At 60.9% G+C, this 18,074-nt stretch carries 18 protein-coding genes; 13 read left to right on the forward strand and 5 right to left on the reverse strand.

Annotation, left to right across the window (positions count from 1 at the left end; translation table 11 throughout):
- Nucleotides 1–36 precede the first annotated feature (36 nt).
- From bioF to HX817_RS22920, 9 genes are all read left to right on the forward strand, one after another.
- Complete coding sequence (gene bioF / locus HX817_RS22880; protein WP_177041270.1) at nt 37–1,215, forward strand: 8-amino-7-oxononanoate synthase; 1,179 nt, start codon at nt 37–39, stop codon at nt 1,213–1,215.
- Complete coding sequence (locus HX817_RS22885; protein ID WP_177041272.1) at nt 1,208–1,939, forward strand: alpha/beta fold hydrolase; 732 nt, start codon at nt 1,208–1,210, stop codon at nt 1,937–1,939. Before bioF ends, HX817_RS22885 begins: the two co-directional genes overlap by 8 nt.
- Nucleotides 1,932–2,741 (forward strand): malonyl-ACP O-methyltransferase BioC, encoded by an 810-nt coding sequence (gene bioC, locus HX817_RS22890; protein ID WP_177041274.1) that lies wholly within the window; start codon nt 1,932–1,934, stop codon nt 2,739–2,741. The genes HX817_RS22885 and bioC overlap by 8 nt, the downstream gene beginning before the upstream one ends.
- Complete coding sequence (gene bioD / locus HX817_RS22895) at nt 2,738–3,418, forward strand: dethiobiotin synthase (protein ID WP_177041277.1); 681 nt, start codon at nt 2,738–2,740, stop codon at nt 3,416–3,418. Before bioC ends, bioD begins: the two co-directional genes overlap by 4 nt.
- 107 nt (nt 3,419–3,525) lie before the next feature.
- Nucleotides 3,526–3,807 (forward strand): hypothetical protein, encoded by a 282-nt coding sequence (locus HX817_RS22900; protein ID WP_008434375.1) that lies wholly within the window; start codon nt 3,526–3,528, stop codon nt 3,805–3,807.
- A gap of 339 nt (nt 3,808–4,146) precedes the next feature.
- Nucleotides 4,147–5,952: a phenylacyl-CoA dehydrogenase gene (locus HX817_RS22905; protein WP_177035247.1), complete on the forward strand. Its 1,806-nt coding sequence runs from the start codon at nt 4,147–4,149 to the stop codon at nt 5,950–5,952.
- A gap of 204 nt (nt 5,953–6,156) precedes the next feature.
- On the forward strand, nt 6,157–7,446 hold the full coding sequence (locus HX817_RS22910) for a diguanylate cyclase (RefSeq protein ID WP_023659318.1): 1,290 nt from the start codon (nt 6,157–6,159) through the stop codon (nt 7,444–7,446).
- A 90-nt stretch (nt 7,447–7,536) separates the two neighbouring features.
- On the forward strand, nt 7,537–9,321 hold the full coding sequence (locus HX817_RS22915) for an acyl-CoA dehydrogenase C-terminal domain-containing protein (protein WP_087694737.1): 1,785 nt from the start codon (nt 7,537–7,539) through the stop codon (nt 9,319–9,321).
- A 122-nt stretch (nt 9,322–9,443) separates the two neighbouring features.
- Complete coding sequence (locus HX817_RS22920; protein ID WP_177020657.1) at nt 9,444–11,222, forward strand: acyl-CoA dehydrogenase C-terminal domain-containing protein; 1,779 nt, start codon at nt 9,444–9,446, stop codon at nt 11,220–11,222.
- Nucleotides 11,223–11,448: 226 nt separating this feature from the next.
- Here the strand turns inward: HX817_RS22920 and HX817_RS22925 are convergent, their stop codons facing one another.
- Nucleotides 11,449–12,339, reverse strand: a complete 891-nt coding sequence (locus tag HX817_RS22925; protein WP_003211052.1) for a LysR family transcriptional regulator — start codon at nt 12,337–12,339, stop codon at nt 11,449–11,451.
- Between the two features lie 209 nt (nt 12,340–12,548).
- On the opposite strand from HX817_RS22925, the gene HX817_RS22930 reads away from it, so the two are divergent.
- The 4 genes from HX817_RS22930 to HX817_RS22945 all read left to right on the forward strand — a co-directional run bounded on the left by HX817_RS22930 (nt 12,549) and on the right by HX817_RS22945 (nt 14,988).
- Nucleotides 12,549–13,829, forward strand: coding sequence for an aspartate aminotransferase family protein (locus HX817_RS22930; protein ID WP_177041280.1), 1,281 nt, complete (start codon nt 12,549–12,551; stop codon nt 13,827–13,829).
- Nucleotides 13,830–14,063: 234 nt separating this feature from the next.
- Nucleotides 14,064–14,429, forward strand: coding sequence for a type II toxin-antitoxin system RelE/ParE family toxin (locus HX817_RS22935; RefSeq protein ID WP_177041282.1), 366 nt, complete (start codon nt 14,064–14,066; stop codon nt 14,427–14,429).
- A complete protein-coding gene (locus HX817_RS22940) occupies nt 14,413–14,733 on the forward strand; it encodes a DNA-binding transcriptional regulator (protein WP_063026725.1) in 321 nt (106 codons plus the stop codon). Before HX817_RS22935 ends, HX817_RS22940 begins: the two co-directional genes overlap by 17 nt.
- A gap of 96 nt (nt 14,734–14,829) precedes the next feature.
- A complete protein-coding gene (locus HX817_RS22945) occupies nt 14,830–14,988 on the forward strand; it encodes a YqaE/Pmp3 family membrane protein (RefSeq protein ID WP_003211049.1) in 159 nt (52 codons plus the stop codon).
- A gap of 6 nt (nt 14,989–14,994) precedes the next feature.
- On the opposite strand, the gene pqqE is transcribed toward HX817_RS22945, so the two are convergent.
- Genes pqqE through pqqB form a run of 4 tightly spaced genes read right to left on the reverse strand, consistent with a single transcriptional unit; the run spans nt 14,995 to nt 18,074 of the window.
- Nucleotides 14,995–16,134 (reverse strand): pyrroloquinoline quinone biosynthesis protein PqqE, encoded by a 1,140-nt coding sequence (gene pqqE, locus HX817_RS22950; RefSeq protein WP_008434380.1) that lies wholly within the window; start codon nt 16,132–16,134, stop codon nt 14,995–14,997.
- Nucleotides 16,127–16,402, reverse strand: coding sequence for a pyrroloquinoline quinone biosynthesis peptide chaperone PqqD (gene pqqD / locus HX817_RS22955; RefSeq protein WP_003211043.1), 276 nt, complete (start codon nt 16,400–16,402; stop codon nt 16,127–16,129). The genes pqqE and pqqD overlap by 8 nt, the downstream gene beginning before the upstream one ends.
- On the reverse strand, nt 16,399–17,151 hold the full coding sequence (gene pqqC, locus HX817_RS22960; protein ID WP_003211042.1) for a pyrroloquinoline-quinone synthase PqqC: 753 nt from the start codon (nt 17,149–17,151) through the stop codon (nt 16,399–16,401). The genes pqqD and pqqC overlap by 4 nt, the downstream gene beginning before the upstream one ends.
- Before the next feature lie 11 nt (nt 17,152–17,162).
- Nucleotides 17,163–18,074 carry a pyrroloquinoline quinone biosynthesis protein PqqB gene (gene pqqB, locus HX817_RS22965; RefSeq protein WP_003211040.1) on the reverse strand — a complete coding sequence of 304 codons (912 nt, stop codon included), beginning with the start codon at nt 18,072–18,074 and terminating at the stop codon, nt 17,163–17,165.

Below are 18,074 nucleotides of genomic sequence, written 5' to 3' on the forward strand. Positions count from 1 at the left end.
TTTTTGACCGCGTTCAACCTGATCTACCGAGGTCTCATGTCTTTCGATCTCGCCGCGCGTCTTGCGGCTCGTCGTGCCGAACACCTGTATCGCCAACGTCCACTGCTGCAGAGCCCGCAAGGCCCTGACGTGGTGGTCGACGGCCAGCCGTTGCTGGCGTTCTGCAACAACGATTACCTGGGCCTGGCCAATCACCCGCAAGTGATTGAAGCCTGGCGCGCGGGCGCGGCTCGCTGGGGCGTGGGTGGCGGCGCTTCGCATCTGGTGATCGGCCACAGCACGCCGCACCATGAACTGGAAGAGGCCCTGGCCGACCTCACCGGTCGCCCGCGGGCGCTGCTGTTCACCACCGGTTACATGGCCAACCTTGGCGCCGTCACCGCGCTGGTGGGGCAGGGCGATACGGTGCTGGAAGACCGCCTTAACCACGCCTCGTTGCTGGACGCTGGTTTGCTCTCGGGTGCGCGCTTCAATCGTTACCTGCACAACGATGCTGAAAGCCTGGCCAAGCGCCTGGAGAAAGCCACCGGCAATACGCTGGTGGTGACCGACGGCGTGTTCAGCATGGACGGTGACCTGGCCGACTTGCCGGCGCTGGCCCGTGAAACCCGGGCCAGGGGCGCATGGTTGATGGTGGATGACGCCCATGGCTTCGGGCCTTTGGGCGCCAACGGTGGCGGGATCGTCGAGCATTTCGGTTTGAGCCAGGAAGACGTTCCGGTGTTGGTGGGCACTCTGGGCAAAGCCTTCGGTACTGCCGGCGCGTTTGTCGCGGGCAGCGAAGAGCTGATCGAAAGCCTGATCCAGTTCGCCCGCCCGTATATCTACACCACCAGCCAACCGCCGGCATTGGCCTGCGCCACGCTGAAAAGCCTGGAACTGCTGCGCACCGAGCATTGGCGGCGGGAGCATCTCAATGGGCTGATCCGCCAGTTCCGTCAGGGCGCCGAGCAGATTGGCCTGGAACTGATGGACAGTTTCACGCCGATCCAGCCGATCATGATTGGCGACAGTGCCCGCGCCGTGCGTTTGTCGCAGATGCTGCGCGAGCGCGGGCTGATGGTGACCGCGATCCGCCCACCGACCGTGCCCGCCGGCAGTGCCCGTCTGCGGGTGACTCTCACGGCAGCCCACAGTGAAGCCCAGGTGCAGCTATTGTTAAGCGCATTGGAAGAGTGTTTCCGCTTGTTAGGCCAGGAGCCCGACCATGCGTGATCGACTGATACTGCTGCCTGGCTGGGGCCTCGGCGTTTCGCCGCTGGAACCGCTGGCGGCGGCGTTGCAGGGGCTGGATGAACACTTGCGGGTGCAGATCGAACCGTTGCCGGACGTGGAGTCGGACGACCTTCAAGAGTGGCTCGATGAGCTGGATTCGACCTTGCCCCAAGACGTCTGGCTGGGTGGTTGGTCCCTCGGCGGCATGCTTGCTGCCGAGTTGGCCGCGCGGCGCGGTGATCATTGTTGCGGTTTGCTCACCTTTGCCAGCAACGCAAGCTTCGTGGCCTGGCCCCGCTGGGACCATGGCATGCACGAAGAGGATTTTATGGCGTTTCTTAACGGTTGCCGCCTTGATCCGGTTGCGACGTTAAAACGCTTCAGTCTGCTTTGCGCCCGGGGTTCCAGCGATCCCCGATCACTTGCTCGGCTATTGCTGGCGGGTGCCCCTAAAACCTCCGCGCAGACCTTGCTCAGTGGTCTGGAGCTGTTGGGCCGATTGGACACCCGTCAGGCGTTGGTCGACTTTCAAGGGCCGCAGTTGCATCTGTTTGCCGGGCTGGACGGGCTGGTTCCGGCTGAAGTGGCCAGTGAGTTGTTCGCCTTGTTGCCTGACGTTGAAATCGGCCTGATTGAACAGGCCGGTCACGCTTTTCTACTGGAGGACCCCCACGGTGTGGCGGGGGCCATCCAGGCTTTTTTGCATGAGTGCGGTGATGACTGATTTGTCCCATGTGCTGCCCGGCGGCTTGCCAGACAAGCGCCAGGTAGCGGCCTCCTTTTCCCGCGCAGCCGCCAGTTACGACAGCGTTGCCGAGTTGCAGCGTGCGGTGGGCAGCGAGCTGCTGCGGCGTTTGCCCGAAGGTCTTTCTCCACAACGCTGGCTGGACCTGGGCTGCGGCACGGGTTATTTCAGTCGTGTGCTGGGCCAGTCATTTGCGGGTAGCCAGGGTTTCGCCCTGGATATCGCCGAGGGCATGCTCAAACACGCCCGGCCGCTGGGCGGTGCACAACATTTCATCGCTGGCGATGCCGAGCGCTTGCCGTTGCAGGACGCCAGTTGCGGGCTGATTTACTCCAGTTTGGCGGTGCAGTGGTGCTCGGATTTTGCCGCAGTGCTCAGCGAAGCGCGGCGCGTATTGCAGCCCGGCGGCGTGCTGGCGTTTGCCAGCCTCTGCGTGGGTACGCTGGATGAGTTGCGCGAAAGCTGGCGCGCAGCGGATGGCATGGTTCATGTGAACCGCTTCCGGCCGTTCAGTGCTTATGAGCAACTGTGCGCAGCCAGTGGTTTGCGGGTGCGCAGCCTGGAGCAGTGTCCCCACGTGTTGCATTACCCCGACGTGCGCAGCCTGACCCAAGAACTGAAAGCGTTGGGTGCGCACAATCTGAACCCGGGGCGCCCAGGAGGGTTGACGGGCCGGGCGCGGATTGTTGCACTGGTGCAAGCCTACGAGCAGTTCCGCCAGGCCCAGGGCCTGCCGGCAACTTATCAAGTGGTGTACGCCGTCCTGGAGAAACCTCTATGAATGCCGCTTACTTCATCACGGGGACCGACACCGACGTCGGCAAGACCACCGTCGCTGCCGGCCTGCTGCATGCCGCGCGGCAAGCCGGCAAAAGTACGGCGGCGGGCAAGCCGGTAGCCTCTGGGTGCCAGCTGACGCCCAAGGGCCTGCGCAATTCGGACGCCCTGGCGTTGCTGGCCGAGTGTTCGTTGCCGTTGAGTTATGCCGAGGTCAACCCGGTGGCCTTCGAGCCGGCCATCGCGCCGCATCTGGCGGCCCGTGAAGCCGGCGTGGCGCTGACGGTGCAGTCGTTGTTGAAACCCATGCAGCACGTTCTCGCCAAGCAGGCGGACTTCACCTTGATCGAAGGTGCGGGCGGCTGGCGTGTGCCATTGGCGGACCAGGACAATTTGTCGGACCTGGCCCAGGCGCTGAAGCTGCCGGTGATTCTGGTGGTGGGTGTGCGGCTGGGGTGTATCAGCCACGCGTTGCTGACCGCAGAAGCCATCGCCCGGGACGGGTTGCCGCTGGCGGGCTGGGTGGCCAATATCATCGACCCCAAGACCTCTCGTCTGGAAGAAAACCTCGCGACCCTGGCTGAACGACTCCCCGCGCCATGCCTGGGAAGGGTGCCCAAGCTCAAGCATCCCACCGCCGAAGCGGTCGCCGCGTACTTGCAACTGGACCTGCTTGACTAGTTTTGCCTATCGCGAAGGCATTATGCCATTAGTGTTTTTGACGGGCGTTTTGCCGGTAGGTCTGCTTCAATAACAGTTCACGATTCTCTTATAGGCAGGTTCACGCCATGGAAATCTCTGGTAGCAGTGCGTTTTACTCGGGACTGAGCGCGATTCAGACCGGGCAGAACCGTGTCGACCAGGCCGCCGGCAAGATTGCCAGCGCCGCCACTTCCCAGCCTTCGGACGCGCAAAATGATCGTTTGCGTTCGGTAGACGCCAATCAGGCCAGCAACTCGGCGAGCAACATGGTCGAGATGGCCCAAGGCAAGTTCCAGGTTGAACTGGGCGCCAAAGTCGCCAAGGCTTCCGACGAAATGCTCGGCACGTTGATCGATACTTACGCATAACCCCCCCTCTTATCGTGCGAGCTGGCTTCTCTGTGGGAGCTGGCTTGCCTGCGATAGCGTCACCTCGATCCTCCTGATACACCGCGGCGCCCGCATCGCAGGCAAGCCAGCTCCCACACTGATCTTCACCGCTCAATAATCTTTTTCCCCCTGAATCGTCATGCGGCATTTCGCTGCAGGCCTTGCCGTGCCTGACGTTGACCTGCGTCATGGACAAACGGCGTTTGCGCGACGCTTGACAAGGATTGGTCGTAAACGTATGTTTCAAACAACTGTTTGACCGCCACAACACATCCATGCGGTTGTTCATCCCAGATACATCAGCAGAGGTTTATCGCTATGCCTGACTACAAGGCCCCCTTGCGTGATATTCGCTTCGTTCGTGACGAACTGCTTGGCTATGAAGCGCACTATCAGAGCCTGCCGGCTTGCCAGGACGCTACCCCGGACATGGTTGACGCCATTCTCGAAGAAGGCGCCAAGTTCTGTGAGCAGGTACTGGCACCGCTGAACCGCGTGGGTGATATCGAAGGTTGCACCTGGAGCGAGTCAGGCGTTAAGACCCCTACCGGTTTCAAAGAAGCCTACAAACAGTTCGTTGAAGGCGGCTGGCCAAGCCTGGCCCACGACGTGGCGCACGGTGGCCAGGGCCTGCCGGAATCCCTGGGCCTGGCGGTCAGCGAAATGGTCGGCGAGGCCAACTGGTCGTGGGGCATGTACCCGGGCCTGTCCCATGGCGCGATGAACACCATTTCCGAGCACGGCACTCCCGAGCAGCAAGAGGCTTACCTGACCAAACTGGTGTCGGGCGAGTGGACCGGCACCATGTGCCTGACCGAACCGCACTGCGGCACCGACCTGGGCATGCTGCGCACCAAGGCCGAGCCTCAGGCTGATGGTTCCTACAAGGTTTCCGGTACCAAGATCTTCATCTCGGCCGGCGAACACGACATGGCCGACAACATCGTCCACATCGTGCTGGCTCGCCTGCCGGACGCACCGGCTGGCACCAAAGGCATTTCGCTGTTCATCGTTCCCAAGTTCGTACCAAACGCCGACGGTTCGATTGGCGAACGCAACGCGGTGTCCTGTGGTTCCCTGGAACACAAGATGGGTATCCACGGCAATGCCACCTGCGTGATGAACTTCGACGCGGCCACCGGTTTCCTGATCGGCCCGGCGAACAAAGGCCTGAACTGCATGTTCACCTTTATGAACACCGCTCGCCTGGGCACCGCGCTGCAAGGCCTGTCCCACGCTGAAATCGGCTTCCAGGGCGGCCTCAAATACGCTCGCGACCGCCTGCAAATGCGCTCCCTGACTGGCCCGAAAGCGCCGGACAAGGCCGCCGACCCGATCATCGTGCACCCAGACGTGCGCCGCATGCTGCTGACCATGAAAGCCTTCGCCGAAGGCAACCGCGCGATGGTGTACTTCACCGCCAAGCAGGTTGACGTGGTCAAGTACGGCACTGACGACGAAGCCAAGAAACAGGCTGACGCACTGCTGGCCTTCATGACCCCGATTGCCAAGGCGTTCATGACCGAAGTCGGTTTTGAAGCCGCCAACCACGGCGTGCAAATCTACGGCGGCCACGGCTTCATCGCCGAGTGGGGCATGGAGCAGAACGTTCGCGACAGCCGCATTTCGATGCTGTACGAAGGCACCACCGGCATCCAGGCCCTCGACCTGCTGGGCCGTAAAGTGCTGATGACCCAAGGCGAAGCGCTGAAGGGCTTCACCAAGATCGTCCACAAGTTCTGCCAGGCCAACGAAGGCAACGAAGCGGTACAAGAATTCATTGCACCGCTGGCGGCACTGAACAAAGAGTGGGGCGAGTTGACCATGAAGGTCGGCATGGCGGCCATGAAAGACCGCGAAGAAGTCGGTGCCGCTTCGGTGGATTACCTGATGTACTCCGGTTATGCCTGCCTGGCTTACTTCTGGGCCGACATGGCCCGCCTGGCCGCCGAGAAACTGGCTGCCGGCACCAGCGAAGAAGGCTTCTACACCGCCAAGCTGCAGACTGCGCGTTTCTACTTCCAGCGCATCCTGCCGCGTACCCGCACCCACGTTGCAACCATGCTGTCGGGCGCCAACAACCTGATGGACATGAAAGAAGAGAACTTCGACCTGGGCTACTAAGCCTCGGCCAGTTCGCTTCAAAAGCCGCCGCTCCTTCGGGAGCGGCGGTTTTTTTTGCGCGATAAAAAACCACAGTACCGCACTCAGGGATTGCTCCGAGCGGCCGTTACAGTGATGGCAATGTGATACGCATCACATTGAATGTGCTTAACTGTGATCAGTGAAGGCACTGTGCCATCTTTTTTGTGGGTCGGAGCTTTACCCTTGTCGCGCGCGTCTGCTGTACGTTTCAGTCATTTTTTACCTTCACTGCTTTTACTGCTGGCGGGGCTCTCGGCTGCGTATGTGAAGGATCTCAATGTGTTCTTCACTTCACTGTTCAATGTGCTGCCGACCCTCGTGCTGCTGCTGGGCGGCTCGTACTGCGCGGTCTACCGGCGCCAGCGAGAGCTGTTCCTGATGATCACGGTGTACGTGGTCTATTTCCTGCTGGATACCCAGACCGATTACTACCGCGATAACGGTCGCGTGCGGGACGACGCGGCCGTGGTCTTCCATCTGTGTTGCCTGTTGTTACCGTTGCTGTTCGGCATCTACGCGGTCTGGCAAGAAAAAACCCACCTGTTTCGTGACTTCGTCGCACGCTGCGCGGTGCTGTTTGCGGTAGGCAGCGTGGCGCTTGCCCTTGAACAAAGTTTTCCCCATGCCTTGTTGAGCTGGTTGGCCGAAATTCGCTGGCCCGCCTTGCATGGCCGCTGGATGAGCCTGATCCAGCTGTCCTATCCGATGTTCCTGATTGGTTTTGTGACCCTGGCCGCGCAGTACTGGTATCAACCAAGACCGCTGCACGCCGCGCAGCTGGTAGGGTTGCTGGGGTTGTTCTGGATGTTGCCGCAGACGTTCATCCTGCCGTTCACCCTGAACATCATGTGCAGCCAGGTGATGCTGATGATCGCTGCCGGGGTGGCCCACGAGGCTTATCAAATGGCCTTCCGTGACGAGCTGACCGGGTTGCCGGGCCGCCGCGCGCTCAATGAGCGCATGCAACGCCTGGGGCGCAATTATGTGCTGGCCATGGGCGACGTCGATCACTTCAAGCGTTTCAACGATACCCATGGCCACGACGTGGGCGACCAGGTACTGCGCCTGGTCGCCAGCAAGCTGTCCAAGGTCAACGGCGGCGGCCGGGCCTACCGCTATGGCGGTGAGGAATTTGCCGTGGTATTCGCCGGCAAGACTCTGGATGAATGCCTGCCGCACCTGGAAGAGATCCGCGAAATCATCGCCAACTACGACATCAAACTGCGTAACCCGGACCGTCCCCACGACGACCAGCAGGGGCGCCAGCGTCGTGTGGGCAATGGCGCTTCCAGCGTGTCGGTGACCGTCAGCATCGGCGTGGCCGAACGCCAGGCCGAGCAGCGCAGCCCTGAAGAAGTGCTCAAATCCGCCGACCAGGCGCTGTACAACGCCAAGGGTGCGGGGCGTAACTGCGTGGTCGCTGCGGGGCAGACCCGCCGCGGCGCGGTCCGCATGGACAGCGCTGCCGGTTGAGTGATGGTGGTGTATTCAGCGGCCCTACAGTGATTGTCCGGTGGGCCGTGCGGCAGTAGGTTGAAGGCATCTGCTGCCGGAGACATTGCCATGCCTGACTATAAAGCTCCCCTGCGCGACATGCGCTTTCTGATCGATCACGTCTTTGACTTCCACGGCCACTACGCCGCGCTGGGTGCAAGCGATGCCAGCCCGGACATGGTCGGCGCGATCCTCGAGGAAGGTGCGAAGTTCTGCGAAAACGTCCTGGCGCCGTTGAACCGCTCCGGCGATGAAGAAGGCTGCCATTTCGACAACGGTGTGGTGACCACGCCCAAGGGCTTCAAGGAAGCCTTCGCGCAGTACGTGGAAGGCGGCTGGCACGGTTTGGCGGCTGACCCGGCCTACGGCGGGCAGGGCTTGCCAATGTCCCTGGGCCTGGTGCTCGCGGAGATGATCTCCTCCAGCAATACGTCCTGGGGCATGTACCCCGGCCTGACCCACGGTGCGATGTCGGCGATCCGTGCCCACGGCACTGAAGAGCAGAAAAACACCTACCTGAGCAAACTCACCGCGGGCCAGTGGACCGGCACCATGTGCCTGACCGAAGCCCATTGCGGCACCGACCTGGGCCTGATCAAGACCCGCGCCGTCCCGCAGGCCGACGGCAGTTATGCAGTCACCGGCAGCAAGATTTTCATCTCGGCCGGCGAGCATGACATGAGTGACAACATCATCCACCTGGTGCTGGCCAAGCTGCCGGATGCGCCGGCCGGCACCAAGGGAATCTCGCTGTTTATCGTGCCCAAGTTCCATGCCGACTCGGGCGAGCGCAACACGATGAGTTGCGGCTCCATCGAGCACAAAATGGGCATCAAGGCGTCGGCCACCTGTGTGTTGAACTTCGATGGCGCCCGGGGTTTTCTGATCGGTGAGGCGAACAAGGGCCTCAACTGCATGTTCACCATGATGAACCATGCGCGCCTGGGCACCGGCATGCAGGGCCTTTGCCTGGGGGAAGCGAGCTTCCAGGGTGCGATCAAGTACGCCAACGACCGCTTGCAGATGCGCTCGCTGACCGGCGCCAAGGCACCCGAAAAAGCCGCTGATCCGATCATCGTCCACCCGGATGTGCGGCGCATGTTGCTGACCATGAAAGCCTTCAATGAAGGCAACCGCGCATTGACCTACTTCTCGGCACAGTTGCTCGATACCGCACACCTGAGTGGCGACGAGGGGCAACGCCAGGAAGCCGAAGACCTGTTGGCCTTCCTTACGCCGATCTGCAAGGCGTTCATGACCGAAACCGGGCTGGAGGTGACCAACCACGGCATGCAGGTGTTCGGTGGCCATGGCTTCATTCGTGAATGGGGCATGGAGCAACTGGTTCGCGATTGCCGGATTGCGCCGATCTATGAAGGGACCAACGGCATCCAGGCCCTGGATTTGCTCGGGCGCAAGGTGCTCGGCAGCCAGGGCAAGCTGCTGCGCGGCTTTACCAAAATCGTCCACAAGTTCTGCGCGGCCAACGCCGAACATCCGCAACTCAAGGCCCATGTGGCTCAGCTCAACCAGTTGAATCAGCAGTGGGGTGAGCTGACGGTCAAGGTAGGCATGGCAGCCATGAAAAACCCGGATGAAGTCGGCGCCGCAGCCCTGGATTACCTGATGTACAGCGGCTACATCATCCTTGCCTACTTGTGGCTGCGCATGGCGCTGGTGGCGCAGGAGCAGTTGGACAGCGGTAGCGGTGATGCCGATTACGCCCGAGGCAAGCTGGCGACCTGCGAGTTCTACTTCAAGCGCCTGCTACCGCGCACGGCCGCGCACCGGGCGGCGGTGGAGGCGGGCAGTGAGTGCCTGATGAGTCTGCCGGCGGAGCTGTTTGCGCTTTAGTGACCGTAAAATACTTGTTGGTCACAAGCAGACCCTATGTGTCACAAAAGTTGTTCGGTTACACTCGGGGTCTGTAAAACCGACCCCACCCGAATAACGTTAAAGTTCTCACGAGGTTTGCCATGGCTGACTACAAAGCGCCGCTGCGCGATATGCGCTTCGTCCTCAACGAAGTTTTCGAGGTCGCCAAACTCTGGGCCCAACTGCCCGCGCTGGCGGAAACCGTCGACGCCGAGACCGTTGAGGCAATCCTCGAAGAAGCCGGCAAAGTCACCTCCAAGACCGTCGCCCCGCTCAGCCGCGGCGGCGACGAAGAAGGCTGCCGCTGGGAGAATGGCGCGGTCTTCACCCCGGCTGGCTTCAAGGACGCCTACAAAACCTACGCTGAAGGCGGTTGGGTAGGTGTTGGCGGCGACCCGGCGTACGGCGGCATGGGCATGCCCAAGGCGGTGTCGGCCCAGGTGGAAGAGATGATCAACTCCTCGGGCCTGGCCTTCGGCCTGTACCCGATGCTGACCTCCGGCGCCTGCGTGTCGATCAACACCCACGCCAGTGAAGAGCTCAAGGCCACTTACCTGCCGAATATGTACTCCGGCGTGTGGGCCGGTTCCATGTGCCTGACCGAACCTCATGCCGGCACTGACCTGGGGATAATTCGGACCAAGGCCGAGCCTCAGGCAGACGGTTCCTACAAGGTCAGCGGCACCAAGATCTTCATCACCGGTGGCGAGCACGACCTCACCGAGAACATCATCCACCTGGTGCTGGCCAAGCTGCCGGACGCACCGGCGGGTCCCAAGGGTATTTCGCTGTTCCTGGTGCCCAAGTTCATGGTCAATGCCGACGGCAGCCTGGGGGCGCGCAATCCGGTGACCTGCGGCTCCATCGAACACAAGATGGGCATCCAGGCGTCTGCGACCTGCGTGATGAACTTCGACGAAGCCGTGGGCTACCTCGTGGGCGAGCCTAACCGTGGCCTGGCCGCGATGTTCACCATGATGAACTACGAGCGCCTGGGTGTGGGCATCCAGGGCCTGGCCTCCGGTGAGCGCTCTTATCAGAACGCTATCGAATATGCGCGCGACCGCCTGCAAAGCCGTTCGCCAACCGGTCCGAAAGCCAAGGACAAGGTCGCTGACCCAATCATCGTCCACCCGGACGTGCGGCGCATGCTGCTGACCATGAAAGCCTCGAACGAAGGTGGCCGTGCGTTCTCCACCTATGTGGCGATGCAGCTCGACACCGCCAAGTTCAGCGAAGACGCCACCGCCCGCAAACGCGCGGACGATCTGGTTGCTCTGCTGACCCCGGTTGCCAAGGCGTTCCTGACCGACCTGGGCCTGGAAACCACCGTGCACGGCCAGCAGGTTTTCGGCGGCCACGGCTACATTCGCGAATGGGGCCAGGAGCAACTGGTGCGTGATGTGCGCATCACCCAGATCTACGAAGGCACCAACGGCATTCAGGCCCTGGACCTGGTGGGACGCAAGATCGTCGGCAGCGGTGGGGCGTTCTACAAGCTGTTCGCTGATGAGATCCGCCATTTCACCGCCACTGCCGGCGCCGAACTGGCCGAATTCACCAAGCCGCTGAACGCGGCTGTGGATGACCTGGACGAACTGACCGCCTGGCTGCTGGACCGCGCCAAATCCAACCCGAATGAAATCGGCGCGGCATCCGTGGAATACCTGCACGCGTTCGGCTACATGGCTTATGCCTACATGTGGGCCCTGATGGCCAAGGCGGCTCTGGGTAAAGAGGCTCAGGAAGACTTCTACGCGAGCAAGCTGGGCACCGCGCGTTTCTACTTTGCGCGCTTGCTGCCGCGGATCGCGTCCCTCAGCGCCTCGGTAAAAGCCGGTAGCGAATCGCTGTTCTTGCTGGATGAAGCACTGTTCTAAGGACTTGGAGGGCGTGTAAGCATTCTCTTACATGACGTGCTGCTATTCGTCCTCTATCGCCAAATTGGATCCACGGATAATCTACTTCACATGGACGTCGCGCAGGAAGCGCAAAGCAACAACACGGACACGTAGGATTCTGCCAGGAAGGCGGAGTGAAATGGATGTCAGGGAAACAGTCTGCAAAGCCCCGCTTCGGCGGGGTTTTCTTTTGCCTGCGAAAAAGTCAGGCGGGCGCGTTCATCACGTCTTCCAGCAGCGTGCGCAACAATTCCAGCGTCGCCTGCTGGCGCTGCACATCCCGGCACACCAACCCCACTTTCAACGGCACCCGTGGTTCGCTCAAGGGTTTCCACAGCAACGCCTTGCTGTTGTGTTCATCCTGGGAGCGTCCGGGAAGCACCGTCGCCAGCTTGGTGTGGGGCAGGCTGTCGAGAATCCCCGCCATCGTATTCAACTCGGCCTGCACTTGCGGGCGTCGGCCCAGGTTGGCCAATTGACCTTGCCATATCTGGCGCACCTGAAACTCCTCCCCCAGCAGCAACATGGGTAACTCGGCGGCTTGCTTCAGGGAGACTTTCTTGAATTCCCGCAGCGGGTGATCAGCCGGGATGACCACCTTCAGTTCATCTTCATACAGCAGCACGCCGTGCAGCCCCGGCTGGCGTGGCGGCAGGTAGCTGATGCCGATATCCAGCGAGCCGTTGAGCAGCCGGCGTTCGATTTCCATCCCGGTCAGCTCGTAGATCTGTACGACCAGGTGCGGCTGGGCCTTGCGCACCCGTTCGAGCATCTGCGGCACCAGGCTGGTGTGCACGGTTTGCAGAACGCCGATCGCCAAGGTGCGTAGTGCCTGGCCCTTGAAGTTACGCAGCGCTTCCACCGCATGCTGCATACCGTCGAGCAAGGGCAGGGCGTGGTTATACAAAGTGTGGGCGGCGAGGGTCGGCAGCAGGCGCTTGCTGCTGCGTTCGAACAGGCTCACATCAAGGTTTTGCTCGAGCTGGCGAATCTGTTGCGACAAAGCTGGCTGGGAGATCGACAGGCGCTCCGCTGCCCGCCCCACATGGCCTTCTTCGTACACCGCGACGAAATAACGCAGTTGCTTGAAATCCATAAGTAATACTTATCGAAAATGCTGGAAAATCGAAATGGCCGAGTGCCCCCAAGGCGCCTAGTCTAGCGCCTATTCACAGGGCTTACAGGGCCGGAAAGCACGATGAGTAGTGTTTATGTTGACGGTGTTTGCATAGGCAAGGCAAAAAACCTCCGCCATGGGTTTATCGGTAATGCCGACCAAGGTGCGATTGCCAAAGGGGTTCATCCATGAACCTGTTCAACCTGCGTCGCCCCGCCCCCAGCCTGGATGATCTGATCCTCGAGGCGAAGACCCCGGCTCTGCGAGACGATCTTTCCAGCGATTGCCTGATGCCCAGTGTGGCCCGCCCGCCCCAGGTGTTTGTACGCGGCCAGGGCTCCTGGCTGTGGGACAGCGAAGACCGCGCCTATCTCGACTTCAGCCAGGGTGGCGGCGCCAACAGCCTGGGCCATAGCCCACAGGCAGTGACCAAGGCGCTGGCCGATCAGGCCCAATCGCTGATCAATCCCGGTAACAGCCTGCACAACCGTGTTCAACTGAACCTCGCCGACCGCCTGTGCCATCGCACCGGCAGCGACCAGGCCTACCTGCTCAACAGCGGCGCCGAAGCCTGCGAAGCGGCTATCAAGCTGGCGCGCAAATGGGGCCAACTGCACCGTGGCGGCGCCTATCGCATCATCACCGCGAGCAACGGTTGCCATGGCCGCAGCTTTGCCGCGATGTCGGCCTCGGCAGCCGCCAGTGAAAACCGTTTTGAGCCCCAGTTGCCAGGCTTCAGCCACGTGCCGTTCAACGACCTGCCGGCGCTGCACGCGGCGGTGGATGCGCAAACCGTGGCAATCATGCTGGAACCGATCCAGAACGATGCCGGCGTCATTCCCGCGACCGAGCATTACCTCAAGGGTGTCGAACGTCTGTGCCGTGAGCTGGGAATTCTGTTGATCCTCGATGAAGTGCAAACCGGCACCGGCCGTTGTGGCACGTTGCTCGCCGAACAGTACTACGGCGTACGTGCCGACATCATCTGCCTGGGCAAGGGCTTGGGTGGTGGTGTGCCACTGGCGGCGTTGCTTGCGCGGGGCAAGGCGTGTTGTTTTGAACTGGGTGAGCTGGAAGGCACCCACCACGGCAACGCGCTGATGGCTTCCGCCGGTGTGGCGGTGCTTGATACGGTGCTGAACCACGGATTTCTTGAACACGTCTGCGAGGTCGGCACTTACCTGGGTGAAGGGCTTGCCCGCCTGGCGCATCGCTATGACCAGGGTGAACTGCGCGGCCAGGGCCTGATGTGGGGACTGACTCTGTCGGAGGATTCGGCAGATGCGGTGGTAAACGCCGCGCTCAGTGAAGGCCTGATCCTGAGCGCGCCGCAACCCGATTGCCTGCGCTTCACCCCGGCGCTCACATTGAGCAAAAGCAACGTCGACGAAATGCTCCTGCGTCTGGCCCGTACCTTCTCCCGGGTGCGCACTGCACAGCTGCAATGCCGCAAGGGCATTGCCGTTTAAGCCCCATATTTCCTGAACCGTCTCGCGGTATACGCGGCGCCTCCAGCCTGATTCTTTTGGCTGGGGGCGTTTTTTTGTCCGCGTAATTTTTGGATTGAAAAGGGTGCTTGAGCATCATTGGGAAAAATGGCCTTTTAGCGGGCGTCGGCAAGGACTGCCGATAGGGCGTGAAGTTATTTATGCCCTATTTCTAATCTATACCACTGAGTGGTATGTTTTTGGGAAGGGATGCCTATGAGGCTCAGGCTGTTCAAAACGCGGAATTTTGCCAACGCAGCCAGCAAGGCTTGGATATGTGATTCGCAATTGAGGGAAGCATTCAGCGAGATGCTTGGCGGCCAAGCCGACAATTTGGGCGGTGGTGTTTGGAAGAAACGTCTGAATCAGAACCGACATCGTTCAATTGTCTTGGCCAAGGGCAGGCATTACTGGGTATATCAATTGCTATACGCCAAGCAGAACCAAAGCAATATCAGTCAAAGCGAGCTGGTTTGGTTTCGGTCGCTGGCTAAGACCTATGAAGGTTTCAGCGAAGCACAGATTCAGCAGATGCTGGATCTCAGGGAGTTTGTGGAGATACATCATGACCAAGAAATATAAAAGTGAGGCGTTTGAGTCCATTCATCAATCCGCCGAAGCGCTTTATGCAATTGGCGCTATTAACAAAACCACCCTTCGTGAGTTCGACGAGGCATGCCTTGCGGATATTCCGGCGCAAATCCCGGCCGAGCAAATCAAACAACTACGCGAGCGCAGCCACGTCAGCCAACCTGTATTTGCCCGTTACTTGAACACCAGCGCCTCCACGGTGAAGCAATGGGAGTCTGGTGAAAAGCGGCCCAGCGGCATGGCGCTCAAGCTGTTGAGCATCGTGCAGAAGCATGGTTTGGAAATCCTGGCCTGAGGATGGCCCCGTGCCAGATCCCACTGAACCCTTACCAACGGCCAAGGTCGATTAGCTTGTACGGCTCACACGAGCCGATTTTCTGGAGCTGAACCCATGGATATCATTCGCATCATCATCGCTATTCTGCTGCCGCCACTGGGTGTGTTCCTGCAAGTGGGTTTCGCTGGCGCGTTCTGGCTGAACATCCTGCTGACCTTGTGCGGTTACATTCCCGGCATCGTGCACGCGGTGTACATCATCGCCAAACGCTAAAAGACCTCAGCCTTTCGCGATCAGCCGTGAGTTGCGCTCATTGCGAAAGGCCAGTTGCTCGATGGTCTGGGTGGCGTGCTCCGCTTCTTCGCGGGCCTGGAGGATCATGCCGTGGTGCTCCGATTTGCTGCACACCGGGTCAGCATTGCTGGCATCCCCGGTCAGCATGAACGCCTGGCAGCGGCACCCACCGAAGTCCTTTTCCTTCTCGTCACATGAACGGCACGGCTCGGGCATCCAGTCGTAGCCGCGAAAGCGGTTGAAGCCAAACGAGTCGTACCAGATGTGTTGCATGCTGTGGTCGCGCACATTGGGAAATTGCACCGGCATCTGTCGGGCTCCGTGGCACGGCAGGGCAGTACCGTCCGGCGTTACTGTCAGAAAGATGCTGCCCCAGCCATTCATGCAGGCTTTCGGGCGTTCCTCGTAGTAATCCGGCGTGACGAATATCAGCTTGCACGGGTGGCCTTCGGCTTCGAGCTTGGCGCGGTATTCGTTGGTGATGCGTTCGGCGCGCACCAGCTGTTCCTGGGTCGGCAACAGGCCGACCCGATTGAGCTGGGCCCAGCCGTAGAACTGGCAGGTGGCAAGCTCGACAAAGTCCGCTTCCAGGGCAATGCACAGCTCAATGATGCGGTCGATCTTGTCGATATTGTGCCGATGGGTGACGAAGTTCAGCACCATCGGGTAGCCATGGGCTTTCACTGCCCGGGCCATTTCGAGTTTTTGCGCGAAGGCTTTTTTCGAGCCGGCCAGCAAGTTGTTCACTTGCTCGTCACTGGCCTGGAAACTGATCTGGATATGGTCCAGGCCGGCCTTCTTGAAGTCGCTGATCTTCTGCTCGGTGAGGCCGATGCCGGAGGTGATCAGGTTGGTATAGAAACCCAGCTTGCGTGCCTCGGCGATCAGTTCGGCGAGGTCCTGGCGCACCAGCGGCTCACCGCCGGAAAACCCCAGTTGCGCAGCGCCCATTTCCCGGGCTTCACGAAATACCTTGATCCACTGTTCCGTGCTCAGTTCCTTGCCCTGCTCGGCGAAATCCAGCGGATTGGAGCAGTACGGGCATTGCAGCGGGCAGCGGTAGGTCAGCTCGGCCAGCAACCAGAGCGGCAGGCCGATTTCCGGCTTGGGTGGCAGGTCAGGCAAGTTCGATCCAGTGCTGAGCACGGGCAACCTCCATGAATTGCTCGATGTCTTCACCGAGCTCGGGCACGCCAGGGAACTGCTTGTCCAACTCGGCGATGATTGCGCTGACATCGCGCTCGCCGTCGATCAAGCCACCGATCAAGGCGGCGCTGTCGTTGAGCTTGATCATGCCTTCCGGGTACAGCAGCACATGGCCTTTTTGCGCCGGTTCGTACTGGAAACGATAGCCCTGGCGCCAGGTCGGTTTTTTGCTGCGATCGAAGCTCATAGGGTGATCCCCTTATGCCATACACGCTGGTCGGTCACGCTGTGATACGGCGGGCGTTTCAGTTCATAAGCCATGCTCATTGCATCGAGCATGCTCCAAAGAATGTCCAGTTTGAACTGGAGAATTTCCAGCATGCGCTCCTGGCCTTCGCGGGTGGTGTAGTGCTGCAGGGTGATGGCCAGACCGTGCTCCACATCCCGGCGAGCCTGGCCCAGGCGGGTGCGGAAATACTCGTAGCCGGCCGGGTCGATCCACGGGTAATGCTGGGGCCAGCTGTCGAGGCGCGACTGGTGGATCTGCGGGGCGAACAACTCGGTCAGGGAACTGCTGGCGGCTTCCTGCCAGCTGGCCCGGCGGGCGAAGTTGACGTAGGCGTCTACCGCAAATCGTACGCCCGGCAGTACCAACTCCTGGGAGCGCAGTTGATCCGGGTCGAGGCCGACGGCCTGTCCCAGGCGCAACCAGGCTTCAATGCCGCCGTCTTCGCCGGGAGCGCCGTCGTGATCCAGCAGGCGCTGGATCCACTCACGACGAATCTCCCGGTCCGGGCAGTTGGCCAGGATCGCGGCGTCCTTGAGGGGAATGTTCACCTGGTAATAAAAACGGTTGGCGACCCAGCCCTGGATCTGCTCGCGGGTGGCGCGGCCTTCGTACATCGCCACGTGATACGGGTGATGGATATGGTAGAAGGCGCCCTTGGCGCGCAGGGCCTGTTCGAACTCGGCGGTGGTCAGCGGTGTGTCAGTCATTTGGCTCGCTCCTACAATTCAATGCTCATGCCGTCGTACGCCACTTCCACATTGCGTCGCAGCAGCTCGGCTCGCTCGGGCGAGTCTTCATCCAGGATCGGGTTGGTGTTGTTGATGTGGATAAGCACCTTGCGCTGCTTGGGCAACTGCTCCAGCACTTCCAGCATGCCGCCGGGGCCGTTTTGTGCCAGGTGGCCCATCTCGCGACCGGTGCGGGTGCCGACGCCACGGCGCTGCATTTCGTCGTCGTCCCACATCGTGCCGTCCACCAGCAGGCAATCGCTGCCGGCCATTATTTCCAGCAACGGTGCGTCAACCTTGCCCAGGCCCGGCGCATAGAACAGCTTGCCGCCGGTGCGCAGGTCTTCGACGATCAGGCCGATGTTGTCGCCCGGGTGTGGGTCGAATCGGTGAGGCGAGTAGGGCGGTGCCGCGCTACGCAGCGGCAATGGTGTGAAGCGCAGGTTGGGGCAGGCGGGGATCGTGAAGCTGGCGTCCAGCTCGATGCGGTTCCAGGCCAGGCCGCCGTTCCAGTGGGTCAGCATGGTGAACAGCGGGAAGCCGGTGCTCAGGTCCTCATGGACCATGTCGGTGCACCACACCTGGTGCGGGCAGCCTTCGCGCAGGCTGAGCAGGCCGGTGGTGTGGTCGATCTGGCTGTCCATCAGGATGATCGCGCTGATGCCGGTATCCCGCAGCGCGCGGCCCGGTTGCATCGGGGCGAAGCCTTGAAGCTGGGCGCGGATATCTGGCGAGGCGTTGCACAGCACCCAGTTCACGCCGTCATCGGAAATCGCGATGGACGACTGGGTACGCGCCTCGGCCCGCAGGCTGCCGTCGCGAAAACCTGCACAGTTCACGCAGTTGCAGTTCCATTGCGGGAAACCACCGCCCGCGGCGGAACCTAGAATCTGGACAAACAT

It is taken from the genome of Pseudomonas sp. C6002 (genome assembly GCF_013385805.1).
GTDB lineage: Bacteria > Pseudomonadota > Gammaproteobacteria > Pseudomonadales > Pseudomonadaceae > Aquipseudomonas.